This window comes from Nocardia uniformis NBRC 13702 (assembly GCF_001613345.1).
Taxonomy (GTDB): domain Bacteria; phylum Actinomycetota; class Actinomycetes; order Mycobacteriales; family Mycobacteriaceae; genus Nocardia; species Nocardia uniformis.
This window is the reverse complement of the sequence record NZ_BDCE01000019.1, coordinates 173,555-200,506: the sequence shown is the minus strand read 5'-3', so window position 1 is coordinate 200,506 and position 26,952 is coordinate 173,555. Positions and strand designations below refer to the sequence as shown.

At 66.2% G+C, this 26,952-nt stretch carries 21 protein-coding genes, 1 tRNA gene and 2 pseudogenes; 10 read left to right on the top strand and 14 right to left on the bottom strand.

Translation table 11 applies throughout. The features are described from left to right. Positions 1–70: 70 nt before the first annotated feature. A complete protein-coding gene (locus NU1_RS05880) occupies positions 71–1,246 on the bottom strand; it encodes an aminotransferase class V-fold PLP-dependent enzyme (RefSeq protein WP_067518389.1) in 1,176 nt (391 codons plus the stop codon). 162 nt (positions 1,247–1,408) lie between these two features. Here NU1_RS05880 and egtA point away from each other — a divergent pair, with 162 nt between their 5' ends. From egtA to egtD, 4 genes are read left to right on the top strand one after another with little or no spacing between them, the layout of a single operon-like run. Next, a complete protein-coding gene (egtA, locus tag NU1_RS05875) occupies positions 1,409–2,713 on the top strand; it encodes an ergothioneine biosynthesis glutamate--cysteine ligase EgtA (RefSeq protein WP_084521007.1) in 1,305 nt (434 codons plus the stop codon). 58 nt (positions 2,714–2,771) lie between these two features. Further along, complete coding sequence (gene egtB / locus NU1_RS05870; protein ID WP_067518126.1) at positions 2,772–4,112, top strand: ergothioneine biosynthesis protein EgtB; 1,341 nt, start codon at positions 2,772–2,774, stop codon at positions 4,110–4,112. Next, entirely contained in the window at positions 4,112–5,260 is a 1,149-nt protein-coding gene (locus NU1_RS43735) for a class II glutamine amidotransferase (RefSeq protein WP_067518124.1), read from the top strand. The genes egtB and NU1_RS43735 overlap by 1 nt, the downstream gene beginning before the upstream one ends. Beyond that, complete coding sequence (gene egtD / locus NU1_RS05860; RefSeq protein ID WP_067518122.1) at positions 5,257–6,231, top strand: L-histidine N(alpha)-methyltransferase; 975 nt, start codon at positions 5,257–5,259, stop codon at positions 6,229–6,231. The genes NU1_RS43735 and egtD overlap by 4 nt, the downstream gene beginning before the upstream one ends. A gap of 210 nt (positions 6,232–6,441) precedes the next feature. Here egtD and NU1_RS05855 read toward each other — a convergent pair whose 3' ends face one another. The 6 genes from NU1_RS05855 to NU1_RS05830 form a co-directional block, all read right to left on the bottom strand. After that, on the bottom strand, positions 6,442–7,080 hold the full coding sequence (locus tag NU1_RS05855; RefSeq protein WP_067518120.1) for a DUF2461 domain-containing protein: 639 nt from the start codon (positions 7,078–7,080) through the stop codon (positions 6,442–6,444). 1 nt (position 7,081) lies between these two features. Then, the gene (locus NU1_RS05850) at positions 7,082–7,729 is read right to left on the bottom strand and encodes a hypothetical protein (protein ID WP_067518119.1); all 648 of its coding nucleotides are present in this window, start codon (positions 7,727–7,729) and stop codon (positions 7,082–7,084) included. A gap of 74 nt (positions 7,730–7,803) precedes the next feature. After that, entirely contained in the window at positions 7,804–8,118 is a 315-nt protein-coding gene (locus NU1_RS05845) for a hypothetical protein (protein WP_067518117.1), read from the bottom strand. Positions 8,119–8,262: 144 nt separating this feature from the next. Beyond that, positions 8,263–9,243, bottom strand: coding sequence for a ribose-phosphate diphosphokinase (locus NU1_RS05840; RefSeq protein WP_067518115.1), 981 nt, complete (start codon positions 9,241–9,243; stop codon positions 8,263–8,265). Next, positions 9,240–10,730 carry a bifunctional UDP-N-acetylglucosamine diphosphorylase/glucosamine-1-phosphate N-acetyltransferase GlmU gene (glmU, locus tag NU1_RS05835; protein WP_067518114.1) on the bottom strand — a complete coding sequence of 497 codons (1,491 nt, stop codon included), beginning with the start codon at positions 10,728–10,730 and terminating at the stop codon, positions 9,240–9,242. The genes NU1_RS05840 and glmU overlap by 4 nt, the downstream gene beginning before the upstream one ends. A 56-nt stretch (positions 10,731–10,786) precedes the next feature. Beyond that, a tRNA-Gln gene (locus tag NU1_RS05830) sits at positions 10,787–10,857 on the bottom strand. Between the two features lie 363 nt (positions 10,858–11,220). Here NU1_RS05830 and NU1_RS05825 point away from each other — a divergent pair. From NU1_RS05825 to NU1_RS05810, 4 genes and pseudogenes are all read left to right on the top strand, one after another. Further along, a complete protein-coding gene (locus tag NU1_RS05825; protein WP_067518112.1) occupies positions 11,221–11,835 on the top strand; it encodes a TetR/AcrR family transcriptional regulator in 615 nt (204 codons plus the stop codon). A 216-nt stretch (positions 11,836–12,051) separates the two neighbouring features. Continuing rightward, positions 12,052–12,700: pseudogene (locus tag NU1_RS05820) on the top strand (TetR family transcriptional regulator). Between the two features lie 106 nt (positions 12,701–12,806). Then, positions 12,807–16,424, top strand: coding sequence for a transcription-repair coupling factor (mfd, locus tag NU1_RS05815; protein WP_067518110.1), 3,618 nt, complete (start codon positions 12,807–12,809; stop codon positions 16,422–16,424). Next, positions 16,421–17,110 (top strand): nucleoside triphosphate pyrophosphohydrolase, encoded by a 690-nt coding sequence (locus tag NU1_RS05810; protein ID WP_067518108.1) that lies wholly within the window; start codon positions 16,421–16,423, stop codon positions 17,108–17,110. Before mfd ends, NU1_RS05810 begins: the two co-directional genes overlap by 4 nt. Positions 17,111–17,114: 4 nt before the next feature. Here NU1_RS05810 and NU1_RS05805 read toward each other — a convergent pair whose 3' ends face one another. Together NU1_RS05805 and NU1_RS05800 are read right to left on the bottom strand one after the other, a co-directional pair. Then, positions 17,115–18,254 carry a Fic family protein gene (locus NU1_RS05805; protein ID WP_067518105.1) on the bottom strand — a complete coding sequence of 380 codons (1,140 nt, stop codon included), beginning with the start codon at positions 18,252–18,254 and terminating at the stop codon, positions 17,115–17,117. 95 nt (positions 18,255–18,349) lie between these two features. Continuing rightward, positions 18,350–18,568 (bottom strand): annotated as a pseudogene (locus NU1_RS05800) (TerD family protein); the annotation flags it as partial. 107 nt (positions 18,569–18,675) lie between these two features. Between NU1_RS05800 and NU1_RS05795 the strand changes: the two are divergent. Next, positions 18,676–19,497: a DUF5602 domain-containing protein gene (locus tag NU1_RS05795; RefSeq protein WP_067518104.1), complete on the top strand. Its 822-nt coding sequence runs from the start codon at positions 18,676–18,678 to the stop codon at positions 19,495–19,497. Positions 19,498–19,575: 78 nt separating this feature from the next. Here NU1_RS05795 and NU1_RS05790 read toward each other — a convergent pair whose 3' ends face one another. Together NU1_RS05790 and NU1_RS05785 are read right to left on the bottom strand one after the other, a co-directional pair. Next, positions 19,576–20,151 carry a TerD family protein gene (locus NU1_RS05790; protein ID WP_067518387.1) on the bottom strand — a complete coding sequence of 192 codons (576 nt, stop codon included), beginning with the start codon at positions 20,149–20,151 and terminating at the stop codon, positions 19,576–19,578. A gap of 88 nt (positions 20,152–20,239) precedes the next feature. Next, entirely contained in the window at positions 20,240–20,716 is a 477-nt protein-coding gene (locus NU1_RS05785; RefSeq protein ID WP_067518102.1) for a pyridoxamine 5'-phosphate oxidase family protein, read from the bottom strand. Between the two features lie 446 nt (positions 20,717–21,162). Between NU1_RS05785 and NU1_RS05780 the strand changes: the two genes are divergently transcribed. Next, positions 21,163–22,623, top strand: a complete 1,461-nt coding sequence (locus tag NU1_RS05780) for a stealth family protein (protein ID WP_084521028.1) — start codon at positions 21,163–21,165, stop codon at positions 22,621–22,623. A 290-nt stretch (positions 22,624–22,913) separates the two neighbouring features. Here NU1_RS05780 and NU1_RS05775 read toward each other — a convergent pair whose 3' ends face one another. From NU1_RS05775 to NU1_RS05765, 3 genes are all read right to left on the bottom strand, one after another. Then, complete coding sequence (locus NU1_RS05775) at positions 22,914–23,864, bottom strand: phosphodiesterase (RefSeq protein WP_084521027.1); 951 nt, start codon at positions 23,862–23,864, stop codon at positions 22,914–22,916. 135 nt (positions 23,865–23,999) lie between these two features. Then, positions 24,000–25,523, bottom strand: coding sequence for an MATE family efflux transporter (locus NU1_RS05770; RefSeq protein WP_067518099.1), 1,524 nt, complete (start codon positions 25,521–25,523; stop codon positions 24,000–24,002). Continuing rightward, positions 25,520–26,875 carry a PLP-dependent cysteine synthase family protein gene (locus NU1_RS05765; RefSeq protein ID WP_157552007.1) on the bottom strand — a complete coding sequence of 452 codons (1,356 nt, stop codon included), beginning with the start codon at positions 26,873–26,875 and terminating at the stop codon, positions 25,520–25,522. Before NU1_RS05765 ends, NU1_RS05770 begins: the two co-directional genes overlap by 4 nt. Positions 26,876–26,952 lie beyond the last annotated feature (77 nt).

Genomic DNA, 26,952 nt, shown 5'->3' with positions numbered 1-26,952 from the left:
GGGAGCGTACGCGGGATGACGGAGGTGGAGCCTACGCCGGATGACGGGTCGCGGTGTTTCCGCGGTGAGTTCAGGAGGCGAGCAAAGCCACAGCACCGATGAATCGCTCCAACTCCTCGAAGCTGACGAAGCAGTGGGGGGAAGCGCGGACGACCGAGTTCAGGTCGCGGGCCCGCATATCCAGCAGGGTGGAACCGCGGTGGCTGACCGTGACGGTGATGTTCGCACTCGCCAGGCGGTCGCGGATATCGACGGGTTCGTGACCGTCGACGGTGAAGGAGACAATGCCCGCGTGTTGGGTACCGCGGTCGCGAACGGTGACGCCGCCGATCTCCGACAGCGTCTTGCGCAGGTATTCGGCGCGTTCGGCAATGGCCTGGTACACCTGGTTCGGGCCGAGCTCGAGCAGGTAGCGCACGGCGGCGCCCAAACCGAGCCGCGCGGCCACATTGCATTCCCAGAATTCGAAGCGTTCCGCACCGTCGACCAGCCGGTATGTATCGGGACCGGTCCATTCGGCGCTGTGCAGATCGAGGCGCTGGGGTTCCAGGGTCGCCGCGAGCTCCGGCCGCACGTAGAGGAAGCCGGTGCCGCGCGGTCCGCGTAGCCATTTGCGACCGGTGGTCGAGAGCGCGTCCACGTCCAATTCGGCGATATCGAGGGGCAGCTGCCCGGCGGACTGGCAGGCGTCGAGCAGCACCAGCGCGCCCACCCGGTGTGCGATGCGGGCGGCCTCGGCGACCGGATTGACCAGGCCGCCATTGCTCGGTACATGAACCAGCGACACCAGCTTCACGCGTTCGTCGACCATGGCGTCGAGCGCGTCGAGGTCGATTTGGCCGCTGCTGTCGCTGGGGATGGGTTCCACCGTCGCACCGGCGTGACGGGCGCGCTGGAGTGCGGCAATGGCATTGCTGGCGTAGTCGGAGCCCGAAATGAGGATGCGGTCGTCGGGGCCGAGCGGCACCGAGTAGAAGAAGTCGCTCCAGGCACGGCTGGCGCTATCGCTGAGCGCGATGGTGGCGGCATCGGCATTGATCAGCTCACCGATGGCCGTTTTGACCGCGTGCAGATCGTCGAGGCGCTCATTGGCGGCCCGATAGCCCCCGACCTCCGCTTCCCGGTTCAGATGTGCGATGGCGGTATCTACGACAATGCGGGGCGGTAGCGACGAGCCTGCGCTGTCCAGGAATACTCGGCCTTCACAACCGGGGGTGTCGGCACGCAGCCGGGCAATATTCTGCATGACTTCGACCATATCGACTGGCCCGAAGCAGACCGATCGGGTTGGCGGGAATCGAACGTATGGCTCGAGCTGTTCCGCATTTAGTCACTTTGTGTGTCGGAGCGCGTCGCTACTCTGGTTTGGTCGGCGTGCGACGCCCCGACTCGCGAGCGGAGGTTCGGCATGGCTGTTACGGCTTCTCATACGGCGCCGCCCGGCGCGGTTGCGCCCGGCTCACGAACGAATCGGTCGCCGGATGCGGGTTTCACCTCCCGGGCGGCCGCCGAGGCGTATGTCGGTGGTGTCTGCTTCAAGCTCGGTCCACCGATGCTCATCGGTGCCGAGCTCGAATGGCTCACCGCGCGTGGTGAGTGCTCGGCATCGAGATCGCGTCCGGATTCGACTGTGCTCGCGGACGCGCTGGGACCCTATGCGCCACAGTCCATTTCTCCTGATTCCCCGGCCGTATCGCTACCCGGGGGCAGCCGGGTCACTCTCGAACCCGGCGGCCAGATCGAACTATCCAGCGCCCCTTTCGGTACCGCGTCACAACTCTGCGACCGCCTGCGCTACGACGCCTCCCTATTGCGGGAGCTGCTCGAATTCCGCGGTATCCGAACAATTTCCGCCGCTGCCGACCCTGATCGTGAGGCCCGGCGGGTGCTGCGACTTCCGCGCTATCGCGCCATGGAACGCTCCTTCTCCGGTATCGGACCCTACGGCGCGCTCATGATGTGCAATACCGCCGCCGTCCAGGTCAGCGTGGATGCCGGGGCCGATGCCGATGAGGTGACGGCGCGCTGGACGGCCCTGTACACCTTCGGTCCGGCGCTGCTGAGCGCGTTCGCCTGCTCCCCGCGCCTGTACGGTGTGCCGCCGGGGGAGTGGGCGTCGCAGCGGATGCGGACCTGGTTGCGCCTGGACAATCCACGGACCCGGCCGCCGGTGCACGAATGGTCGGATCCGATTACCGGCTATGCCCGCTGGGCTCTCGATGTGCCGCTGCTGTGCGTGCGCTCCGACGGCGGTGATTGGGCGGCTCCGCCGGGCGCGACCTTCGCGGACTGGATCTGCGGGGCGCTCGATGACGAGATCGGTCGCAGGCCGTCCACGGTCGATCTCGACTACCACCTGACCACCATGTTTCCGCCGGTGCGGGCGTCCGGACATCTGGAGGTCCGCTATCTGGATACGCAGCCGGGGGAGGGTTGGACGGTGCCGGTCCACGCGGTGGACGCGCTGCTGTCCACACCCGATGTGGTGGCCGAGGCTACGGCCCTGACGGCTTACACGGCGGGCCGCTGGTCCGAGGCCGCGCGGCACGGTCTCGCCGATCCGGAATTGCGGTCGGCCGCCGTGGATCTGCTCGAACTGGCCGCCGCCCACGCCAGTACACCGGAGGCGGCCGCGGAACTGACGGCCGCGGCCCTGCGCTGCAAACGATGTCTGTCGCCGACCGAGGCGCTCGAATCCGGAGGCGGCGCATGAACTCGCGCCACGCCTCCTGGACACCCGCCACCGTTCGTCACGAATTCGGAGTTCTCCCATGACCACTCACCTACCCGGAACCGATCGCGCCGAGACCGAGCGGCTGCGCGGGCATATCGCCGAGGTGCTGGAGCGGGCCCGCAAGCGCACGATCGGACTCACCGATTGCCTGGATGAGGCCGAGCTCGTCGCCCAGCATTCGCGCATCATGAGTCCGCTGGTCTGGGATCTCGCGCATATCGGCAATCAGGAAGAACTGTGGCTGGTGCGCGATGTGGGCGGGCGCGAACCGGTGCGCGCCGATATCGACGAACTGTACGACGCGTTCAAACACGCCCGCGCGAATCGGCCGTCGCTGCCGCTGCTGTCGCCGACCGAGGCCCGCTCCTACGTCGGAACGGTGCGGGAGAAGGTCTGGGATGTGCTCGAGCGCAGCACCTTACGCGGCGGCGACCTGGAGGCCGATGGTTTCGCATTCGGCATGATCGCCCAGCACGAGCAGCAGCACGACGAGACCATGCTGGCCACCCATCAGCTGCGGACCGGGGATGCGGTGCTGTCGGCCCCGCCCACACCCCCGTCGCGGGTGCGGGTGCGCGGGGAGGTCGTGATCCCGGCGGGCGAGTTCACCATGGGCACCGATACCGATCTGTGGGCCCTCGACAATGAGCGCCCCGCCCACCTCGTGCACGTACCCGGCTTCGCCATCGACGCCGCGCCGGTAACCAATGAGCAGTATCTCGAATTCATTGCCGACGGCGGCTACGACCGTCCCGAACTGTGGTCGCGGGCGGGCTGGGCGCACCGTGTCGAAGCCGATCTGACCGCACCGCAATTCTGGGAGCGCGATGGTGGCGGCCGGTGGTGGCGGCGCGGTTTCGGCACCATGACGCCGGTACGCCCCCGCCAGCCCGTCGTACATGTCTGCTGGTTCGAGGCCGAGGCCTACGCCAACTGGGCGGGCAAACGCCTACCGACCGAGGCGGAATGGGAGAAGGCGGCCCGCTTCGACCCGAGAACCGGTGCCTCCCAGCGCTACCCGTGGGGGGACGACGAGCCCTCCGAGCTCACCGCCAATCTCGGCCAACGCCACCTGGAACCCGCCGATATCGGTGCGTATCCGGCGGGCGCGTCCCCGACCGGCGTGCACCAGCTCATCGGCGATGTGTGGGAATGGACCGCATCGGGTTTCGACCCGTACCCGAACTTCCGTGCCTTCCCGTACCGCGAATACTCCGAGGTCTTCTTCGGCGGCGACTACCGGGTCCTGCGCGGCGGCTCCTTCGGCGCGGACGCGGTCGCCTCGCGCGGCACCTTCCGCAATTGGGACCACCCCATTCGCCGCCAAATCTTCTCCGGATTCCGCCTGGCACGAGATCTGCGAGCGGAGGAACGCTGATGTGCCGCCATCTCGGCTACCTCGGTCCACCGATTCCCGTCGGCGAAATCCTCACCCGGGGCCCTTATTCCCTGCGCACCCAATCCTGGGCCCCGCGCGACATGCGTGGCGGCGGCACCATCAATGCGGACGGCTTCGGCGTGGCCTGGTGGGCTCCGCCCACCAGCGCGCCCGCCGATCGCGGCGCGGGCGTGAGCTGGCACGGCGGCACCGCCCCGGACCCGGTGGATGCCGCTGCGGCGGAGGCGGCCCCGCGCCGGGGCGAGAAAGCGGCCGTGCGATCCGGCCGGGCGTCGGACCCGGTGGATGCGGCCGCGGCGGAGGATGCCACGCGCTGGGGCGAGGAATCGGCCGTGCGATCCGGTGGCCGGGTCTCGGACCCGGCGGAGGTGGCCGCAGTGGAGGTGGCCGCGGCGGAGGAGCCCGCGCGTGGAGGTGCTGGCGCGGTCGCGCGATCCGGAGCAGCGGGAGCCGATACCCCGCCGCGCTCGAGGGCTGCGGGCGCGAACGCCGTGGCGGTCGACCGGGCCACTCCCAGCGGTCGGGTGGTCAGCCGATATCGCAATGCCGCTCCGATCTGGACCGACCCCGCTGTCGACGAGGTGCTGCCGCAGCTGGAGTCCGCGGCGGTGCTGGCCGCTGTGCGTTCCGCGACGGTGGGCATGCCGGTGGAGCGCGCGGCCTGTGCGCCGTTCACCCACGGCCGGTGGGCTTTCAGCCACAACGGTGCCATCCCGAACTGGCGTGAAACCCTCACCGCCCTGGCGGCGAAGTTCGATTCGCCGTCGCTGTTGGAGGCGGAATCGCTGACCGATTCGGCCGCGCTGTGGGTGATCCTGTGGGGGTTGCTGGAAACGGATGCGATCGACACTTCGACCGCCTTGCGGCAGGTGGCCACCGCCGTACTCGAACACTCGCCGACCGCGCGGCTGAACCTGCTGCTGAGCGATGGCGAAACCCTGTGGGCCACCACGCGGTACCACTCGCTGTCGGTATTGGTTACCGACAGCGTCGCGGTGCTGTCCTCGGAACCGTATGACGACGATCCACGCTGGCGAGCCATCGGGGATCGGCAGCTGGTGGTGGCGGGGCCGGGACAGCTGACCGTGGAACCTCTGGATATCGAAATGGGAAGGGCTACTTCATGACTTCGGCGACGCTGGAGATCCACCTGACCGACGAAGACCTGACCGCCGCGCTGCGCGAGGATGCCCGGCGCGGGTTGACCGCGACACCGAAGTCGCTGCCGCCCAAATGGTTCTACGATGCGCGCGGTAGCGAGTTGTTCGAGCAGATCACCGAGTTGCCCGAGTACTACCCGACGCGCACCGAATGGGCCCTGCTGGAACGGGTGGTCGGGGAGATCGCGCGCACCGCACAGGCCGAGGTGCTGGTGGAGCTGGGTGCCGGGTCGGCGGCCAAGACGCGGCTGCTGCTGTCCGCGCTCAACGCCGAGGGCCCATTGAAAACCTATGTACCACAGGACGTGTCGACGACGGCACTGCGGGCAGCGGCCGATCAGGTCGCAAGTGAGTTTCCGGGACTCGCGGTACACGGCGTGGTCAGCGATTTCACCGATACCCTGGACAATCTGCCGCGCGGCGGGCGGCGCATGATCGCCTTCCTGGGCGGCACCATCGGCAATCTGATACCGCGCGAGCGCGCCGAGTTCCTGGCCGGAATCCACGATGTATTGGAGCCGGGGGAGCAGTTGCTGATCGGCGCGGGCCTGGTCATCGACCCGGCGGTGCTGGTCCCCGCCTACGACGACGCCGCCGGGGTGACCGCGCAGTTCAATCGGAATGTGCTGCGGGTCTTGAACAATCGCCTGAACGCGGATTTCGATCCCGAGAAGTTCGCCCATATCGCGCTGTGGGATGCCGAGCGGGAATGGATCGAGATGCGCCTGGAAGCCACCGAGGCCATGACGGTCACCGTGCGTGATCTGGACCTGACCGTCGAATTCGCGGCCGGTGAGCAGATGCGTACCGAGATCTCCGCGAAGTTCCGCCGCGCCGGATTCGAAAAGGAGCTGGATACAGCGGGATTCGCGACCGAACAGGTATGGACCGATCCGGATCAGCGGTTCGCGCTGTTCCTCGCGGAACGGCGTTACTGAGATTCTCCACGCGACGTCGCCTGCCGCCCCCCGTCATTCCGGCATGCTTTTGGCCGGGATCCACTACCGACCACAGGTGGATTCCGGCCAGAAGCCCGCCGGAAATGACGAGAGGGTGGGCGACAGCACGCGTTCAAGCTCAGTAGATCCGTTCCCCGTCATCCGGAATGACGGTTGCTGGATGCGAGCGGCCTGGTTGCGGGGTGCTGCCTACTTCTGTGCGGTGACGGCCGCGAGCCATTCGATCAGCGGCCGCATCTCCTCCCATGCCGCTCGCACATGCTTGCCCGCCTCGGGCTTCGACAACCATTTCGGCGCACCGAGATCGCGTCCCGCCGTAATGGATTGGTGCCGCAGCAGTTCGATGCGCGGATGGTCGATGGAGAAGCCCTTCGGCTTCGTTTTCAGCTTATCGCCGCCGATCGTGTACCCGGCCGAATCCAACCGCCCCAGAATGCCTTCCAGCTCCGGCCCGCGTACCTCATCGTCGATGGCGGTGCGCAGCGCGGCCTTCTGCGCGGGCGAGGCGACGTACAGCCCACCCGCCACGAACAGTCCACCGGCGCCGATCTGCACGTACCAACCGCAGGATTCGGCGGCGTGCACCACCGCGCCCTGATGGTTCTTGTAGGGAGTCTTGTCCTTGGCGAACCGCACATCGCGGTACGGCCGAAAGATCTTGGCGGTACCGAAATCCGGTTCGAGTTCGGCGGCCAGCGCCTTCATCGGATCGCGCACCGACTCCTCCCAGACCTGCTTGTGGGTGTTCCAGAAGGTCTTGGAGTTATCGGCCTCGAGATCCTCGTAGAAGTCGAGCCCCGCGATGGGGAATCCGGTGAACCGCTCCATCTCAGTCGGTCATGAATTCGTTGGCACCGACCAGCAGGAAACCGATGACCAAGCCGATGACCATGCAGATACCGGCGGCGAGGGCGGCCCACTTGCCGAGCGGTTCACCCTTGCTGTTGCCGATCAGGCCGAGCACGATGCCCGCGATACCGAAGCCGGGTGGGCAGAACAGCAAAGCTACTGCCGCGCAGACGAATCCGATAATGGAGAAGACCTGGGTGCCACGCTGCTGCGGCGGTGCGCCATAGCCCGAGGGGTAGGGCTGGTACTGCTGACCGTAGCCCGGATGTCCGGCGGGCGGCTGTCCGTACGGCTGCTGCGGATACGGCGGAAATCCGCTCTGCTGCTGTGACGCGCCCGCCGGATAGTTGTAGACCCCACCGGCGGGATACTGCGGCGGCGCTCCCTGACCGGGCGGCGGGAATCCCTCGCCGGGTTGCGGATACGCACCGGGAGGGGGTATCCGACCGGGCGGCGGAACAGCCTGGCCGGGATCGGATGTGCCCTGACCGGACGGCGCGGTGTCCTGACCCGCCGAGGGTGTCACGTCCTGATCGGCCGAAGGCGTCGAGTCCTTCCGCTTCTCGAACATGCCCCCCGATTCGGAGCCGGACCGCGGTTCGTTCGGGTCGTTGGGCGGGGTGCTCATGGTGAGCCCTCCTGACTGGTGATGTGAACGCCTTCCCTGGTTATCACAATGCCCGGGGTTTCGCGAAACACCACTCAGTCGCGGAGGTCGTCCACAATCTCCACGGCAGCCACCTCGGCCGGGCGATCGTCGTCGGAGCGGTGCTCCGCGCGCTGACGACGGCGGGTCTGTTCCTGGGCGAGTTCGCGTTCGATGCCGAGCCGGCCGGTGTCGTCGTTCTCCCGGTTGGTGATGACCAGGTCGTCGGGCGGGTCGGCGATATAGCGCTCGTACTCGCGCACCTCATCGGCCTGATCGTCATCGCCCAGGTCGTAGTCGAGGTCGGGCTCCTGGTCGTCCATATCCAGGACCTCATCCATCAGCTGGTCGTCATCATTGGTCCCGGCCATTCGGCACCACCTCTCCCGCGCTACAGCACACCCGTAGCAAACCGTTGAGAAACCTGCTCGGATCTCAACGCTACCGGAAAAGGGGCCTGAAAACGGCAATCCCCCGGCACTCGCAGCGAATGCCGGGGGACTGCGCGGTCGGAGCTAGGCGTTGCCGTTGAAAAGCCCCGTCACCGAACCATTTTCGAAGACCTCACGAATGGTCCGCGCCAGCAGTGGCGCGATGGACAGCACGGTCAGCTGGGCGAACTTCTTGTCCTCGCTGATCGGCAGGGTATTGGTGACCACGACCTCTTTGGCGCCGCAGGCGGCTAGGCGCTCGGCGGCCGGGTGCGACAGCACACCGTGGGTGGCGGCGATGACCACGTCGAGCGCGCCCGCCTCCTTGAGTACCTTCACCGCACCGGCGATGGTGCCACCGGTATCGATCATGTCGTCGATCAGGATGCAGGTGCGGCCCTCGACCTCACCGACCACGCGATTGGCCACTACCTGGTTGGGCACCAGCGGATCGCGGGTCTTGTGGATGAACGCCATGGGCGCGTCGCTGAGGTTGTTGGCCCACTTCTCGGCGACCTTCACGCGGCCCGCGTCCGGGGACACGACGGTGATGTTGTCCAGCGGGTAGTTATTGCGAATGTGCTCGACCAGCTGCACCTGCGCGTGCATGTGATCGACCGGGCCGTCGAAGAAGCCCTGGATCTGATCGGTGTGCAGGTCGACCGTGATGATGCGGTCCGCGCCCGCGGTCTTGAGCAGATCCGCGATCAGACGAGCCGAAATGGGCTCGCGACCGCGGTGCTTCTTGTCCTGGCGGGCGTAGGGGTAGAACGGCAGCACCGAGGTAATGCGCTTGGCCGAGCCGCGCTTGAGCGCGTCGATCATGATGAGGTGCTCCATGACCCACTGGTTCAGCGGGGCCGGGAAGCTCTGCAGCACGAAGGCGTCGGAGCCGCGTACCGATTCCTCGAAGCGAACGAAGGTTTCGCCATTGGCGAAGTCCCGGGCGGTCTGCGGAGTGACATGAACATTGAGTTCCTTGGCCACCTCCTCCGCCAGCTCAGGATGTCCGCGCCCCGAGAACAGCATCAGGTTCTTCTGGTTATCGGTAGAGAACGCGGTCACTGACGTTCGCCATCCTTTTGCTCGGTGGTCTGACTGGACTTCTCATCGGCCGTTTTCGCCGCGTCGGCCGCGCGGGCTGCATCGGTGCCCGGCCGGTTGCGTTGCACCCAGCCCTCGAGGTTGCGCTGTGCGCCGCCCGATACCGCGAGCGCTCCCGGGGGAACGCTCCTACGCAGCACAGTACCCGCCGCCGTATACGCGCCATCACCCACCGTCACCGGCGCGATGAACATGGTGTCGCTGCCCGTGCGCACGTGTGAGCCGACCACGGTGTGGTGCTTCTTGACGCCGTCGTAATTGACGAAAACGCTCGACGCGCCGATGTTGCTGTGCTCGCCGATGGTGGCATCGCCGACATAGGTCAGATGCGGAACCTTGGAGTGCGCGCCGATATCGGCGTTCTTGGTCTCCACGAAAGCACCGAGCTTCCCGGAGTGCCCGACGACCGTGCCCGGCCGCAGATAGGTGAACGGACCGATATTCGCGCCCGGGCCGATGGTCGCGCCGTCGCCGTGGGTGCGGACCACCCGCGCCGCGTCACCGACCATGACATCGGTGAGTGTGCAGTCGGGTCCGATCTCGGCGTCCTCGCCGATCACGGTGTCGCCCAACAGTTGTACGCCCGGACGGATGATGGCGTCGCGGCCGATGGTCACATTCGCGTCGATCCAGGTATTGGCCGGATCGACAATGGTGACCCCGGCGCGCATATGCCGTTCCAGGATGTAGCGATTGAGAGTGCGTCCGGCATCGGCCAGCTGCACCCGATCATTGACGCCGGTGACCTTGGCGGCATCCACCAGTCGCGCGCCGTGCACCGGGTGCCCGGCCTCGCGCGCCAGCTTCAGCACATCGGTGAGGTACAGCTCGTGCTGGGCATTGGCGGTGGTGAGCCGGGAGATCATGGCGCGCAGTACGGCGGCGTCGAAGACATAGACGCCGGAGTTGACCTCGGTAATGGCGGCCTGCGCCGGGGTGGCGTCGGCGTGCTCGACAATCTCGAGCACGTGGCCCTCGGCGTCGCGGACGATACGGCCGTAGCCGTTGGCGTCGTCGGGCACGAAGGTAAGGACGGTCACCGCGGAACGCTCGGAGTAGCTGCGGTGCTCGTCGAGCAGCGCGGACACCGTATGTCCGTCCAGCAGAGGAACATCGGCGGAGGTGACCAGTAGGTCGCCGGTGAAATCCGTCGGTACGGCGGTGAGCGCGCACTGCACGGCATGACCCGTACCGAGCTGCTCCTCCTGTACCGCCAGGGTGATATCGCGACCCAATTCGGTGGCTACCCGGCCGACGGCCGCGCCCACCTGTTCCCTGTCGTGCCCCACCACTGTGATGAGGTACGCCGGGTCGATCTCGTTCGCCGCATGCAGCGCGTGCGCGAGCATGCTTCGGCCTGCGAGGGGGTGCAATACCTTGGGGGTCTTGGACCGCATTCGCGTTCCGGCTCCGGCGGCGAGAACGACGACGGCGGTCTGCTGTGGCATGGATCTCCCTCGGCTGCCTGTCATCATTGCTGGGCTGTCGTGGTGTTGATGCTTTGCTCCGCCGCCAGGACTCGAACCTGAACTAACTGAACCAAAATCAGTGGTGCTGCCATTACACTACGGCGGATCAACACACCGGCGAACCGTACGGTACGCCGCTGCGTCACGGCATGCGGCACTGATCCTCGCATGAAGACGCCCTCACGTCGAACTCCCCCGCCTCTCCGCGACTTTTGCCGGTCGTTGGGAGCGTGGAGACTGCCGTCGCGGACCTGCGGTTGACGACGTGGCCACGTTCTGGGCGTTCCCGACGAGTTACCCCGAATCATGCTAGATCAGTTGTTGCGTTTGCGAATGCTACAGATCGGCCGCGCGGGTCGTTGAACTTCGGGGCCGATGAGTCTGGAACAGTTGTGGGACAGTCGTATGGAAGTACTAGGGAGGTGGAGCGATGGCTTCGGGTGAAGGAAGCCGGGTGTCGCGCCCACGTATGACTGGTACCCAGCGGCGACAGCAGCTAATCGAGATCGGGCGGGCGCTGTTCGCGGAGCGGGGGTACGACGCCACCTCGATAGAGGAGATCGCGCAGCGGGCCCAGGTTTCCAAACCAGTGGTGTACGAACACTTCGGCGGTAAGGAGGGGCTGTACGCGGTGGTCGTGGACCGCGAGATGTCCACGCTGCTCGATATGCTCATCGCCTCGCTGACCCAGAACCGGTCGCGGGTGCGCCTGGAGCAGGTGGCGCTCGCACTCCTTACCTATATGGAGGAGCGCACCGACGGATTCCGGATCCTCATGCGCGATCAGCCCGCGTCGGCGGCCGAGGGCACCTACTCGAGTCTGCTCAATGAAGCGGTGAATCAGGTGGCGCACATCCTCGCCGAGGATTTCGAGCGCCGGAACTTCGATACGAGTCTCGCGACCCTGTACGCACAGGCCCTTGTCGGCATGGTCGCGACCGCGGCGACGTGGTGGCTGGACGAGCGGCAGCCGTCCAAGGAAGTGGTTGCCGCGCACCTGGTGAATCTGTGCTGGAACGGTCTCACGCACTTGGAGGCCGACCCGAAGCTGGCGTCGGAATGGCCGAGCGGCAAAGGGGTATGAACACTGTCACGCGAAATGTCGGGTATGTACGGGCAGAACTGGACAGTTAACCAGCGAATTGCGAAGGAGGACGGGTCGAATGCTCGAATCGACTGGCACGCGGCAGCCGGATGGTACGGTTCACGCATCCTTCAAGTGCTGTTCGAACTGTGATGTCGGTCAACTTCGGGATGTCGGTCTACTTCAGGATGGCTGGTTTGATGACAGGCGGATCTGATGGCTAGGCAAGCGCGTGCGGAGATCACTCGCGATTCCGTGCTCGCGGGCGCGGCCGATGTCTTTCTGCGGCTGGGCTACGCGAACGCGAGTCTGTCGGAGATCATCGCGCAGTCGAATGTGACCAAGGGCGCCTTGTACTTTCACTTCGGCTCCAAGGAAGAACTGGCTCGCGCCGTAGTCGATCAGGGTAATGAGCGACTGGTCAGCGCATGTCAGGGATTCTTCGATCCGCGGGTGCCCGCACTGGAGGCGTGCATCGGGATCACCTATGTGGTGGCGGACCTGACGATGAACGATCCGATGGTCGGCGCGATGCTGAAACTGACCCACCAGATCGGTGACTACCGCGGCGCCGCCGGGGAGAATATCGCCAAGACTTGGGGCGAAACGCATCGGTTGCTCGCCGAACGCGCTATCGCCCAGGGGGGATCTGAAGTCGGACCTGGATCCGGAGACCATCGGCCTGCTGCTGCAGGAGATGACGACCGGCGTCCACATCGTTGCTGTGAGTACGGATTCCATCGATCAGATGGCGGCGCGGATGGAACGCGCCTGGTATTTTCTGCTTCCGTCGATCGTCGCGGAAGAGAAGGTGGCGTACTTCCGGGAGTTCGCGGCTCGTCGCCTGCGCCGCTACGCGCAGTAGCACGTCCGGGTCGCGTCGCCGTGGGTGGCGGCGGAGACGCGTCGGTGCCAGCCATTAGACTCGGTTGGCCGTCTGCATCGCTCACCCGCGCCCAGGAGTCTGCCTCATGCCCACCCACCGTCCACCTCTGGCTGGATTGGCCGCAGCGGCTGCGGCCGATACCGCATTACAGCAGGTCAAGGGACTTATCGGGCGTGAGTCGGCCATGCTGGTCGCACCCTCGGCGGTGCGGCCCTTCGTCGCGGCGACCATTGCTCGGGAGCGGCCGCTGGTGGTGGTGACGGCCACCGGCCGCGAGGCCGACGACCTGACCGTCGAGCTGGCGGAAATCTTCGGCGACGCCGTGGCGCAGTTCCCGTCCTGGGAGACCCTGCCGCATGAGCGGCTGTCGCCGAGCGCGGATACCGTGGGGCGGCGATTGCAGGTGCTGCGGCGGCTCGCGCACCCGGAGGACACCGTCTACGGGGAGCCGCTGCGAGTGGTGGTGACCACCGTGCGGTCGCTCATGCAGCCGATGGCGCGTGGGCTCGAGGATATCGAGCCCATCGTGTTGCGCATCGGCGCGCAGTACGACTTCGACGAATTGCTCACGCGCCTGGTGGAATTCGCCTACGAGCGGGTTGATATGGTCGGCAAGCGCGGCGAGTTCGCGGTGCGCGGCGGGATTCTCGATATCTTCCCGCCGACCGCGGATCATCCGGTGCGCGTGGACTTCTGGGGTGATGAGATCACCGAGCTGCGGCCGTTCTCGGTCGCCGATCAGCGCTCGCTGTCGGATGTCGACATCGAGGTGGCGATCGCCCAGCCGTGCCGGGAGCTGCTGCTCACCACCGAACTTCGCGAACGCGCCGCGGAGGTGGCGGCCGAGCATCCGGCCGATGCCGCCCTGGTGGAAATGCTGGAGAAGCTGGCGCAGGGCATCCCTGTGGAGGGCATGGAGGCGCTGCTGCCGGTGCTGCAACCCGGTGAGCTGCGCCTGCTCACCGAGGCCCTGCCACCGGAAACCCATGTGCTGCTGTGTGATCCGGAGAAGGTACGCACGCGCGCCGCGGATCTGGTGCGCACCGGTGAGGAATTCCTCGAAGCCTCGTGGACGGCCGCGTCCTTCGGTGCGACCGCACCGCTCGGCGCGCACGGACTGGATCTGGCGGCCTCGTCCTACCGGGGCCTGAATGTGGTGCACGCCGATGCCGAGCAGCGCGGGCTGCCCTGGTGGACACTGAGTCCCCTCGCCGCCGACCATCCCGATGAGATCGCGCTGCCGGTGCTGGCCGCGCCCGCCGCCCGCGGCTCCGATGAACTGATCGCGACCGTTTTCGCCTCGCTGCGCGCCCATGTGACCACCGGTGGCCGCGCGGTCATCGTGGTCGCGGGACACGGTACGGCGCAACGCATTCTGGAACGTCTGCGCGATGCCGACGTGCCCGCCGCCGCACTGGAACCGGGTTCGGAACCGGTGGGCGGACTGGTCGGGGTGCTGTGCGGTTCACTGCACGACGGCATTGTGTTCGACTCCGCGCAACTGGTGGTGATCGCGGAATCCGATCTCACCGGTAACCGGGTCACCGCGCCGCAGGAGGGTAAGAAACTTCCCGCCAAGCGGCGCAACCAGGTCGATCCGCTGGCGCTGCGCGCCGGTGACATGGTGGTGCACGATCAGCACGGCATCGGCCGGTTCGTGGAGATGATCGAGCGCACCGTGGGCGGGGCGCGACGGGAATACCTGGTTATCGAATACGCGCCGTCCAAGCGCGGGCAGCCCGGTGACCGGTTGTTCGTGCCGATGGATTCGCTCGATCAGCTCTCGCGCTACGTGGGCGGCGAAATGCCGTCGCTGTCCAAGCTCGGCGGCTCCGACTGGTCGAATACGAAACGCAAGGCGCGCAAGGCCGTTCGTGAGATCGCCACCGAACTTGTGCAGCTGTACGCCGCCAGGCAGGCGGCGCCGGGCCATGCCTTCGCCCCCGATACACCGTGGCAGCGGGAGATGGAGGACGCGTTCGCGTTCACCGAGACCGTCGATCAGCTCAGCGCCATCGCCGAGGTGAAGTCGGATATGGAGAAGTCCGTACCGATGGACCGCGTGGTGTGCGGCGATGTGGGTTACGGCAAGACCGAGATCGCGGTGCGCGCGGCGTTCAAGGCGGTGCAGGACGGTAAGCAGGTCGCCGTACTGGTGCCGACAACGCTACTGGCACAGCAGCATTTGCAGACCTTCGCCGAGCGCATGGCCGGATTCCCGGTGACCGTCCGGGGGCTGTCGCGCTTCACCGACGCCGCCGACTCGCGGGAAATCCTCGAGGGTATGGCCGCCGGTGAGGTCGATGTCGTGGTCGGCACGCACCGGCTGCTGCAGACCGGGGTGCGGTGGAAGGATCTCGGACTGGTCGTCGTCGACGAGGAGCAGCGCTTCGGCGTCGAGCACAAGGAACACATCAAGGCGCTGCGCACCCACGTGGACGTCCTGACCATGTCCGCCACGCCGATCCCGCGCACCCTGGAGATGTCCCTCGCCGGTATCCGCGAGATGTCGACCATTCTCACCCCGCCCGAGGAGCGGCATCCGATCCTCACCTATGTCGGCGCGTACAACGATAAGCAGGTGGGGGCCGCCATCCGCCGTGAACTGCTGCGCGACGGCCAGGTTTTCTACGTGCACAATCGGGTGTCGTCGATCGAGAAGGCGGCCAAGCGGATTCGCGATCTGGTGCCGGAGGCGCGGGTGGCGATCGCGCACGGTCAGATGAATGAGGACACCCTCGAGAAGACCGTACAGGGCTTCTGGGAGCGCGAATACGACGTGCTGGTGTGTACCACCATTATCGAAACCGGTTTGGATATCTCCAATGCCAATACCTTGATCGTGGAACGCGCTGATGCCCTGGGTCTTTCGCAGCTGCACCAGCTGCGTGGCCGTGTGGGCCGCAGCCGTGAGCGCGGCTACGCGTACTTCCTGTACCCGCCGGAGAAGCCGCTCACCGAAACCGCCTACGACCGTCTCGCCACCATTTCGCAGAACTCGGATCTGGGTGCGGGTATGGCCGTGGCCATGAAGGACCTCGAAATCCGTGGTGCGGGCAATGTTCTCGGTGCCGAGCAGTCCGGCCATGTCGCCGGTGTCGGCTTCGATCTCTATGTGCGTCTGGTCGGCGAAGCGGTGGAGGCCTATCGCGCCGCCGCTGATGGTCGGCCGATCTCCGTCGATGAGGAGGTCAAGGAGGTCCGCATCGACCTTCCTGTCGACGCGCACATTCCGCCCGACTACATCGGCTCCGATCGCCTGCGCCTGGAGGCATACCGCAAACTTGCCACCGCCCAGGACGATTCGGCCATTGCCGCGGTGGTCGAAGAACTTCTCGACCGCTACGGTCCGCTCCCTGTCGAGGTCGGCCGCCTGATCTCGGTGGCGAAGCTGAAGCTGCTGGCCCGCGAGTACGGACTCGCCGAAATCGGCGTCACCGGTACCACCCTCAAGATCGCACCCATGCAGCTGCCCGACTCGAAACAGTTGCGGCTCAAGCGCATCTACCCCAATGCCAGCTACCGCGCCGTCACCGGCGTGGTGCAGCTGCCGCTGCCCCGCGTGGAAGACAGTGTCGGCGCGGACCGCCTGCGCGATGTGCGCTTGCTCCAGTTCGTGGCCGATCTGCTGCTGGCCCTGGACGGCAAAGCCCAGGGCGCGGTAGATCTCACGGTCGAAACCGAGGTGACCGCGGCCCGATGAGCACCCCCACCGACCGCATGACCGAGGCCCTGGCCGAAGCCGTGGACGTCATGGACCGCCTCTGGAATTTCGGCGGCTGGGAAGTAACCCAATCCCACGACACCCTGCGCCCCTACCTGCTGGAGGAGACATATGAACTCCTCGACGCCATCGGGTGCAACGATGCGGAAACCATCCGGGAGGAGCTCGGCGACCTGCTGCTCCAGGTCCTCTTCCACTCCCGAATAGCCGAAGCCGCGGGCGAGTTCACCCTCGCCGATGTGGCCGCCACCCTGGTGGAGAAGCTGACCCACCGCAGCCCCCACCTCCTGGACAACACCTTCGGCGCGGACGCCACCCCCGAGGAAAAGGTCGCCGCCCAGGAACAAGCCTGGGAAGAACGCAAGAACACCGAAAAGTCCCGCCGGTCGTGCCTGGACGGCATCGCCATGGCCCAACCAGCCCTCGCCCTCGCGGAGAAAGTCCTCTCCCGCAGTCGCAAGGCCGGGCTCCCCGACTACCTCGTCCCCGAATCCCTCCGGGTGGTCCACCTCGAACAGGGCGACAGCGCTGAGGAACGTCTCCGCAAAGCCACCCTCACCTTCGCCACCGACATTCGCACCGCCGAGGACGCCGCCGAAACCGCCCGCAGTACCCGCCTCCCCCTCACCGCCGAGGACTGGACCCAATTCTGGCCCCGCACCTGACCCATTATGGCGCGAAGAGTTCGGCCCGCAGCCCCGGGTAAGGATCCACGATGCGTCGGGGGACATCCTCGCGCAGGCGGTATTTGACCTCGAGGAGTACCTCGCCTGCGACATAATGACGGGCCCGGGTCTCACCGCGAGCAGTGAGTAGTCCGGCGTCGGTCAAGGCCTTGAGATCGCGCGAGGCTGTGCGCTCATCGATATCGGCGCGGATCAGATAGCCGTGGCGGCGGATGCGGAAGCCGATCAGCGCATCGTAGAGAATATCGGTGACTCGCTCTGGGAATTTCCGGTCGTGAACCAACTCGTCGAGCATCAACCACGCGTGTTCAGTGCGGTGCATACGGCCTTCGACCGTCTGGGCTTGGATATCGTGCGCGCGGAGATTGAACTTCATCCACAGGCGGGCGTCTCGGTTGGGTGACCAGGCACCGCCCCCCGTCACGGCGAGTACGCGGTAGTAGTCTTCGGTGTTCACACCGAGCCACTCCTCGATGCTGCAAAACGTGGGCTCGGCGAGGCCGCCACGTGAGGCCACCAGTGTCTGGAGTGCGCGCGCCATGCGCCCATTGCCGTCCCTGAAGGGATGCACCATCATCAAGTTCAGGTGGGCCATAGCTCCGGCGATGATCGGATCCGACTCTGCGGCCAGGGTATCGACGAGTTCCCGCATAAGTGGCGGCACCGTTGTCGAACCCGGTCCCTCGTAAACGGTTTCGCCGCTCGCATCCTCACGTACGTAGATTGGCCCGGTCCGATACTGTCCCGGGCTCTTCGTCAGTTCGTGGCCCAACATCATGAAATGCAGTGCCTTGAGGGTGGATTCGTCGATCGGCCCCGTGCCCTGGGCCATCGTCAGTACATAGCCGAGCGCCTGTCGGTACCCACGAATCTCGGCAAAGGTGCGTTCGTCAGCAGTGAGCGCCTCTTCGTAATCGACGGCGGCGGCGGCATCGTCGGTCTCGACGACGTAACCCTCGATGCTGTTCGAACCGCGGATCGCACGCGCCATGAGGTTGCGGCGCAGCAATCCCGGCCAACGCTTCGGTACACGCATGGCGGATGCCATCGCGTCGCGACGACGGTATATTCCGGCCAGCACTGCCGAATCGGCGTCATCCAGTGTGGGCGTCGCATACAGCACGGCCAACCTCCAATGTCCCGTTGTCTCTAATTTTAGGACACAATTCGTGATTGTGTCTTCAATTTAGAGACAATTGGACATTTGGGTGGCGTTCGGATGTGGACGCCGTAGTCGCGGGCAATGCCCGCGAGGCCGGAGGCGTAGCCCTGGCCGATGGCCCGGAACTTCCACTCTGGTCCGTGCCGGTACAGCTCCCCGAACACCATGGCGGTCTCCGTGGAGGCATCCTCGGTGAGGTCGAAGCGAGCCAGCTCGGCGCCGGTCAGCGCCTCCACGACGCGGATATAGGCATTGCGGATCTGCCCTGATGAGTACGGGCCTCGGTTGTATGTCCGAAAGGTCGAAATAGGGGGAAATAACGGGGGTTTTTGGGGGCTCGGACCCGGTGTGTGGATGGATCGCTCGTCGTACTGTGAGCGCCATGTCATGGCGACGAATCGGAATGGCGATCGTAGTGGCCGGGACGCTGGGGCTCGCGGGGTGCTCCGGCTCTTCCGATAGTCGAGCGGGAACCTTCTACGGACCCGAGCGTGCGCTCGGAAGCGGTACGGCGCGAACGTATGTCGTGCTGGCGGCGGACGGCAATCCCAGCGAGATCGGGTTGCGCTTCAGCCGGGACGCGCTCGAGGGACTGTCCGACCGGGATAGTCATGCCGATGTGTCGGTGGGTACGGGTGTATTCCCGAAATCCGAGAGGTACGAGCTGCCTGCACAGGCGAAGTCGACCGCCTATGACCACGTCGTTGTCGACTGGGCTCCGCAGGGACACGCACCGACGGGGACCTTCGACAAACCGCATTTCGATCTGCGCTTCTACCTTCAGGATCCGGAGGCGGTTGCCGCCATCGATCCCACGGCCGCCGACTACGTCGCCAGTGCGGCCACGCTGCCCGAGGCGAAATACCTTCCGCCCGACTATGTTCCGGCCGGTGATCCGGCCACCGAAACGGTGCCCTATACGGGCCTGCGCTGGCTGGATTCGACCCTGCCGTTCAATCCGCAGACCTTCCAGTTCACCCAGGTCCTGATCAATGGCACGTGGGATGGGCGGTACCTGTTCGTCGAGCCCATGCTCACCCGCGATTGGCTGCTCACCGAACCGCGGTTCGCGGGCGAGCTGAAACAGGCGGAGGCGGTGCAGAAGTCGGGGTACTACGCGTCGGGCTATGCCGTCCGCTTCGACGACGAGCGGCAGGAATACTCGGTCGCCCTGACCGGACTCACCGCCCGTACCGCTTCCTGAACGCGGCAAGCACCCCCTCGGCGGCAGCGCGGCTCACGTCCGCACCGGCGCCGAGGGGTGGCGCCGAGAGAGTGGCGTTCAGATGTGGACGCCGTAATCGCGGGCAATACCCGCGAGGCCGGAGGCGTAGCCCTGGCCGATGGCCCGGAACTTCCACTCTGGTCCGTGCCGGTACAGCTCCCCGAACACCATGGCGGTCTCCGTGGAGGCATCCTCGGTGAGGTCGAAGCGAGCCAGCTCGGCGCCGGTCAGCGCCTCCACGACGCGGATATAGGCATTGCGGATCTGCCCGAACGACTGGTGGCGCATTTCGGCATCGTGAATCGACACCGGGAAGAAGATGTTGGTGATCGTCGGCGGCATGGCCGCCAGGTCGACATTGATCACCTCGTCGTCGCCCTCGCCCTCACCGGTGAGGTTGTCACCGGTGTGCTCGATGGTGCCCTCCGGTGAGCGCAGGTTGTTGTAGAAGACGAAATGCGCGTCCGACAGCACTCGCATATTCGATCCACAGGCCAGTGCGCTCGCATCCAGGTCGTAGTCCGCCCCGGTAGTGGTACGTACGTCCCATCCGAGGCCCACCTGCACCTTGGTCAGATTGGGGGCCTGCTTGGACAGCGAAACATTTCCGCCCTTGGCCAGGCTGACGCTCATGATCTCCTTCCCCGCGGTCCCTTCGAACCGCATCCCCTGATGATTATGGTCGAAATGGGGACCCGTTGTGCGAGTTCATTTCTTGTGATCAGTTGCGGCCGCCCGCCAGGTTGCGCAGTGTCGCCACCCGCTCCTGCAGGTAGTGCAGCTCAGACGGGTCGAGCACGGTGCGCTGGATACCAGTCGTGACCGCGAACGCCGACTGCCGATGATCATCGATGGCCTCGACGTCGATGGCCACCGCCACGTAGTCGGGCGCACCGGGCAGCGGATCGGCGATCACACTCGCCGTGCCGCGGGCGCAGAGCGCCACATTTCCACCGCCGAGAATGAGCAACGCCACATCGGGTCGCTCGCGTAGTCTGGCCAGGGATCCCCTATCGGATTTCAGGCTCAGCAGGATACGTCTGTCACCGGCACGCACCGGCCAGGAGACCGGGATGGCGTGCGGTGCGGGGTCGGCGGTCACGAGGACCGCGATGGTGTCGAGCGGCCACTCCGGGAGGGCTTGCAGCTCGGGATGGTCTGTCGAGGGCTCCTGACGGTGCTGGGCACGCGTTGCCATCTTCGTCACCTCACGATCGATTCACACAGCGGGCTGGACTGCGTGCTTGCAGTGTAAGCCGTTGCGGCGGTGCTCGGCTGGCGTCGGCGATTCGCGCCCTCCCGCCCGGGCGTCCGGTAACGGATGTGAAAACAGCGTCGCACCTGGGGCCTATCCGATTGACTAACCATGACCTCAGGTTGCATCATTCGTTACAGTTCCTCGTCCAGACGAGGTCGCGCGAGTAACCGGCCGATGACCGCCCGGTGAAGATCGTCCGCCAGATCAGTTGGGAATCCCAGCCGGCGTAGACGAACGCAGCAACAGTCCAGAACGACGCGTGCTAGGTGCGGCACGCTCCCAGGGGATTTCGCGACCCGCTCCGGTAAGGGGAGCTCGGGTCCGGCGGCGGGACCGTCGGCCCAACCAAACGTGAGGTGATAGGCGCGACAGAGCGGAGAACGGTGATGGTGGACATGGGTGCCGGGCAGCCGGAGATTGTGGGAATGGTGCCGCGGTCGGTCGCCGCGAATCTGGCGGTGTCGACGGCGGTGATGGACGACCTGCGATATCTGCGGGCCGAGCTGATGGCGGCGGATCTGCCGTTCCTGCTGGTGCGGGATTCGGCGCATCGAATGGTACTGGCGGTGGATGCCAAGCATCGTTCGGCGCTGCGTCGGGTGCTGGGTGCGGCGCTGGTGGCGGGGTTCGTGTGCAATGAGAAGAAGCACAATGTATTTCGGCTCGGTCGCGATCTCGATCCGGCGCACCATGTGGAGATCGAGCTGTGGGAGTACCACGGTGACACCGTGGAGTGCCCGCGTCCGAACGCGTTGACCCGCAATGTTTTCGATTTGGCCGATGTGGAGCAGACCACGGTGCTGCTGTACGAGATGAGCTGGCCGACCCTGGCCGGAATGTTCGAGCCGAACCACACCGATGTCGGTTTCGATATCGATATCGTGTTCTCCTGGGTGGACGGCTCCGATCCCGAATTCCGGGCGCGCCGTGCGGGAATGCTGGCGCAGGTGGTGGTCGGCGAGGGCGATGACGCCGACGCGCGCATCCGGCAGATCGATGAGCTGCGGTACGCGCTGCGATCGGTACGCAAGAACGCGCCGTGGATTCGCCGCATCTTCATTGCCACCGATTCCCAGGTGCCGGAGTGGCTCGCCGATGATCCGCAGGTGACTGTCGTGCGGGCGCTGGACCATTTCCCCGATAGCAGCGGGCTGCCGGTCTTCAATTCCCATGCGGTGGAATGCCAATTGCAGCATATCGAGGGTCTGAGCGAGCACTTCCTGTACTCGAACGATGACATGTTCTTCGCCCGCCCGGTGCGGCCGTCCATGTTCTTCACACCCGCCGGGATCAGTCGGTTCATCGAGGCCGACACCCGCATCGGTCCGGGCCCGAACAATGAGCGCCGCAGCGGATTCGAGAATGCCGCGCGGGTGAACCGGGATCTGTTGCAGCGCCGGTTCGGGCAGGTGATCACCCGGCACCTGGAGCACACGCCGGTGCCCCTGCGCCGCAGTGTGCTCAGGGAGATGGAACAGCGGTTCCCGGCGGATTTCGCGCGCACCCGCGCCAGCCGCTTCCGCGCCGCCACCGATATCTCGGTCACCAATTCGCTCTACCACTACTACGCGCTGCTCACCGGGCGCGCGGTACCGCAGGAGGCGGCGAAGGTGCGGTACGTGGACACCACGCTCTACACCGGACTCGCCTTCCTGGACGGTTTGGCGCGACGCCGCAATGTGGACTTCTTCTGCCTCAATGACGGCAGTTTCCCGGAGGTCCCCGAAGCGGAACGGGTGCGGGCGGTCTCGCAGTTCCTGGAGACCTACTACCCGGATCCGGCGCCGTGGGAGCGGCACGACATTGTCGCGGGGGCGATCACGGCCTTCGAATCCGGCGCGGCGTAAACCTTCGTCGAATCCGGTGCCGTGTAACCCTCGTCGAATCCGGCTGCGGCGTAACTTCGTCGAACCCGCCTGCGGAATAACCCTCGTCATTCCGGCGTGCTTTTGGCCGGAATCCATCGGAACCCGTTGCGACGGCGTGGATCCCGGCCAAAGCACGCCGGGATGACGGGTGTGGGACATACCGGGATGACGGGTGCGGCGTACCGGGATGACGGGTGCGGCGCGTGCCTGGGCATACCGGGGCGACGGGTGCGGGGCGTGCCGGGTGCGGGGGCGCCGGGATGAGGGCCTCAGACCACCGTTTCGCCGTCGGTCTCGGCGGTGTCGCGGCGTTCGACCACGTGCGGGATGCGGGCCGCGGGCGGGATGACTATGCCCGCGTCGGCCAATCGCTGCGCGGCCTGCTCCGGGTCGGCCGGTTCACCCACGGTCGGCCCGGCTCCGATGGGCACCACCGAGTGCACCACGGTATCCGGATAGATGTGCACATAGTTGAAGGCCTGTGCGGCGTCGCGCCCGCGCAGGCCGCCCTGTGCCACGGACAGGTCCTGGCTGTAGCAGGTCGCCGACGCCACCGATACCGGAATGCCCGCGAAGGTGGCATTGGTGGAGAAGTGCAGGTGTCCGGCCAGGATGGCCCGCACATCGGTGCCGTCCAGCACGTCGGCGAGGCGACGCTGATCGCGTAGCTCCACCGTGACCGCGAGATCGAGTACGCACGGCACCGGCGGATGGTGCATGGCCAGGATGGTTCCGAACGGCGCGGGTTCGGCGAGCACATCGCGCAGCCATTGCAGCTGGGCGGCGCTGATCTCGCCGTAGTGGTGGCCGGGCACCGTGGTGTCGAGGACGACGATGCGCAACCCGTCGAACATATGGACTCGGTCATACGGCGTGTCGGAACCCGGCTCATCGAGCAGGTTTTCGCGCAGCGCGGCCCGGCTGTCGTGATTGCCCGCCACCCACACCAGCGGCGCGCCGATGCGCTCGGCGAACGGCTCCACCAGTTTGCGCAGCTTGACGTACGCGCGCGCCTCGCCGTGATCGGCGAGGTCGCCTGTGAACACTATGGCGCTCGGCGTAATACGGCTGGCCTCGGCCTGTTCGAGTAGTTCGGCCAACCGCTGCTCGGCATCGACTTCGCCGTACAGGTCGGCGTCGGCCGCGATCAGGTGGGTGTCACTGAAGTGGAACAGGACATGATCGGGTCTCGGGTACTCGGCGACTCTCGAGATGTACACGGACATCCTCCCCGGCGGTTTCGTATTCGCCTTTGGCTTGCCGATTCCGTCGGCCAGAATAGCGAAGCCGTTTCTTTCAGCGTGCCCTCGCCCAGTGACGACATGCTTGCGGGAAGGTGAGATTTGCGTGTCGGCTCAGCGTCCGAAGCTACTGGCCAGCACGCGTGGAAGCTGCTGCTCACGTGCATCGAGCAGGGCGAAGTAGCGGCGCAGCATCAGGACAGCGGTGACGGCGAGACCGGCGGTCAGCCCCCACCACACCCCGGCCGCGCCCAGATGCAAGGGGTAGGCGAGCAGTAGTGCAGTGGGCAATCCCACAGCCCAGTAGCCGATCAGGGAGAGCCGGAAACCGGCCTTGGTGTCCTTGAGACCGCGCAACAGACCGACCCCGATGTTCTGGGCGGCATCGAAGAATTGCAGCACGATGGCGATGAGCAGCAGGGTGTGCGCCAGCGCGACGGTCTCGCCATTGGCGTCACCCAGGAATGGCTTCAGCACCAGGTTCGGCACCAGCACATAGGCGGCGCCGGTCACCACGACCACGATCGCCGCGTACCGCACCGCCAGCCACGCCACCGCCCGCGCGTGCGGGTACTCCTCGCGCGCCACGGCCGTGCTCACCAGGATGGACGAGCCGTGTGAGAGGCCGATCGCCACCTGGAACACGATGTAGACGATCTGGTAGACGACATTGTGGGCGGCCAGCGCTGCGGCCCCGATACTGCCCATGACCAGCGCCAGCACCGAGAACATGCCCGCCTCGGACCCGTAGGTGAGGGCGATCGGGGTACCCAGCTTCAGTTCCTCGCGCACCGTCGCCAGCTGGGCGGGCCACATGCGAATCGACAGTGCCGCACCGAGTTTCGGGTCGCTGTGCACCATGGCCCAGAACACGCCGAAGGTAATCAGGAAGACCAGTGAGGTGGCTACGCCGATACCGGTCAGCCCGAGCGCGGGAAGTCCGAGCCAACCGTGCATGAGCGCCAGCGCCAGCACCAGATTCAGCGCGACGGAACCGATGGTCACCAGCAGGAGCGCCTGCGGCCGCTGCATACCCACCGTGTACTGACGCAGCACCTGGAACCACAGGCACGGCAGCAGTCCCGGGGCCAGCGCGACCATCATGGGCCGCGCCGCCTCCAGCACCGACTCGTCCTGCCCGAGCCATTGCAGGGCCCAGCCGAGCCCGATCAGCAATATCGCGCCGATGATTCCGGCCAGCGTCGCGATCAGGAAACTCGACCGCACCACCTCGCGCACCTCGTGGTCGGCCGCCGTACTGTGCCCATTGCGGCGTTCCCGGGGCCCTCCGTGGCCCCCCCGTCTCCCACCGCCGCCCTCAACGGACAGCCTTCCGGCTGGCTCGCTCACCCTCAGGCTGCCGCCTCCGGGTCCAGCGCTCACGCCGAGTTTCTCCGCCCGGCTCACCACCGTGGCCACCCGATTACCGGTTCCGGTGATCAATCCGACGCACATGGTGCGAATCTGGTTGAACAACACCAGCGCCAACCCACCGGCGGCCACCTCCCGCACCCCGAGCGTGCCCATGAGCGCGATATTGGTGGTCGACACCGCGACCTGTGCCAGTTGCGTGAATGCGATCGGCGTCGCCAGTGCGGTGAGTCGTCGTCCGTCGGATTGCCGAGCGGCGGAGTTCATTTGGCCGCGGCCCCGTTCGACTGACCGACCAACTCGAGCTCATTGGCGTGGGGCGAAATCGCGGGGGGCGCTGTCTGCCGCTGCGGGGCGGAGGCCGCGGGTGCGGAGGTCGCCGCGGCCGCGGATGCGCGGGTGGCCTCGGCGGCATTCGCAGCGGAGGTCGTTGCGGGTGCGGAGGTCGCCATAGCCGAGGAGGCGGCCGGGGCCGAACTGCTGACCGCCACCGAGGTGGTGGCTGAGCTGTTGACCACTGCCGGGGTGGTGCGCGCGGGTGTGGTGGCGAGCGCCGGTTCCATGCGGCGCTGACGGCTTGCGGGTGCGTAGCGGTCGAGCATTTCGGCGACCTTACGTTCTGTCTCCACGTCCAGGAGATCGCGGTCGCTCATCCAGTCGTCGTCGAAGACCGTATCGAGGTACTTCTCGCCGCCGTCGCCCACGATGGTGACCACCGTGGACTCCGCCGGGAATTCACTGAGGCGGTCGAGCGCGGCGAAGACCGAGCCGCCCGCCGAGCCGCCGATCATCAGGCCGAGTTTCGCGGCGATTACCCGGGCGGTCGCGAACGCCTCCACATCGGATACCTTCACGCCCTCCTCGAGCAGGCCGAGGTCCTCGTCGACGATCTTGCCCGGATCCGCGCCCTCCGGGGTGCCGGTGCCCGACTGCCAGTACGGTCCGGCGGGCCCGCCGAAGGCAATGGAGCCCACCGGTTCCACGCCGTAGAGCAGCGGCTCGAATCCGTTCTCCCGCAGCCGCCGGGCGGTGCCGAACATGGAACCGCCGGTGCCGACCGCGGAGATCAACACATCCACCGTGCCGAGCGCGGCGAGCAGTTCGTCGGCCAGTGCGTAGTAGCCGACGGCGTTGGCGTCATTGTTGTGCTGTTCGGTGAAGTACGTATTCGGTCGCAGGCCCGCGCGTTCGGCGGCCGCGCATTCCTCGGCCGCCATTTTCTCGGCGAGTTCCTCACGCGCCGAGGTGGACAGGCTGTCATTGCCCTCCTCGGCGACGAACACAAGTTCGGCACCCATGGCTTTCATCGCTCGCAATTTGTCCCGGCAGGCGTGGTTGTCGACCACCGCGGTAAAGCGATACCCGCGTTCGGCCGCTACTACCGCCAAACCCAGACCGGTATTTCCGGACGTCGATTCGATGATATGCCCGCCGGTTGCCAAAAGTCCGCGCGCTTCCGCGTCATCCACCATGGCGCGGGCCATGCGGATTTTCGCGGCGCCGGTCGGATTCATGCTCTCCAGCTTCAAGTACAACTTGGTGCCACCGGTGGTGGCGGCCAGCTCGAACAGCGGCGTTTGACCGATAAGGTCTGTCACGCGGGCTGTGACAACCGGCATGAAAGTATCTCCTCGCGATGTGGATGTTTCGATTCTCGGTGCGCATTGCCCGCAACTTCATGGCGGCCGGACGCGCA

Excerpts from the sequence above, each read along its gene's own strand:
- NU1_RS05880 (WP_067518389.1), bottom strand. The coding sequence starts at position 1,246 with ATGCAGAATATTGCCCGGCTGCGTGCCGACACCCCCGGTTGTGAAGGC.
- egtA (WP_084521007.1), top strand. The coding sequence starts at position 1,409 with ATGGCTGTTACGGCTTCTCATACGGCGCCGCCCGGCGCGGTTGCGCCC.
- egtB (WP_067518126.1), top strand. The coding sequence starts at position 2,772 with ATGACCACTCACCTACCCGGAACCGATCGCGCCGAGACCGAGCGGCTG.
- NU1_RS43735 (WP_067518124.1), top strand. The coding sequence starts at position 4,112 with ATGTGCCGCCATCTCGGCTACCTCGGTCCACCGATTCCCGTCGGCGAA.
- egtD (WP_067518122.1), top strand. The coding sequence starts at position 5,257 with ATGACTTCGGCGACGCTGGAGATCCACCTGACCGACGAAGACCTGACC.
- NU1_RS05855 (WP_067518120.1), bottom strand. The coding sequence starts at position 7,080 with ATGGAGCGGTTCACCGGATTCCCCATCGCGGGGCTCGACTTCTACGAG.
- NU1_RS05850 (WP_067518119.1), bottom strand. The coding sequence starts at position 7,729 with ATGAGCACCCCGCCCAACGACCCGAACGAACCGCGGTCCGGCTCCGAA.
- NU1_RS05845 (WP_067518117.1), bottom strand. The coding sequence starts at position 8,118 with ATGGCCGGGACCAATGATGACGACCAGCTGATGGATGAGGTCCTGGAT.
- glmU (WP_067518114.1), bottom strand. The coding sequence starts at position 10,730 with ATGCCACAGCAGACCGCCGTCGTCGTTCTCGCCGCCGGAGCCGGAACG.
- NU1_RS05825 (WP_067518112.1), top strand. The coding sequence starts at position 11,221 with ATGACTGGTACCCAGCGGCGACAGCAGCTAATCGAGATCGGGCGGGCG.
- mfd (WP_067518110.1), top strand. The coding sequence starts at position 12,807 with ATGCCCACCCACCGTCCACCTCTGGCTGGATTGGCCGCAGCGGCTGCG.
- NU1_RS05810 (WP_067518108.1), top strand. The coding sequence starts at position 16,421 with ATGAGCACCCCCACCGACCGCATGACCGAGGCCCTGGCCGAAGCCGTG.
- NU1_RS05795 (WP_067518104.1), top strand. The coding sequence starts at position 18,676 with ATGTCATGGCGACGAATCGGAATGGCGATCGTAGTGGCCGGGACGCTG.
- NU1_RS05790 (WP_067518387.1), bottom strand. The coding sequence starts at position 20,151 with ATGAGCGTCAGCCTGGCCAAGGGCGGAAATGTTTCGCTGTCCAAGCAG.
- NU1_RS05785 (WP_067518102.1), bottom strand. The coding sequence starts at position 20,716 with ATGGCAACGCGTGCCCAGCACCGTCAGGAGCCCTCGACAGACCATCCC.
- NU1_RS05780 (WP_084521028.1), top strand. The coding sequence starts at position 21,163 with ATGGTGGACATGGGTGCCGGGCAGCCGGAGATTGTGGGAATGGTGCCG.
- NU1_RS05770 (WP_067518099.1), bottom strand. The coding sequence starts at position 25,523 with ATGAACTCCGCCGCTCGGCAATCCGACGGACGACGACTCACCGCACTG.
- NU1_RS05765 (WP_157552007.1), bottom strand. The coding sequence starts at position 26,875 with ATGCCGGTTGTCACAGCCCGCGTGACAGACCTTATCGGTCAAACGCCG.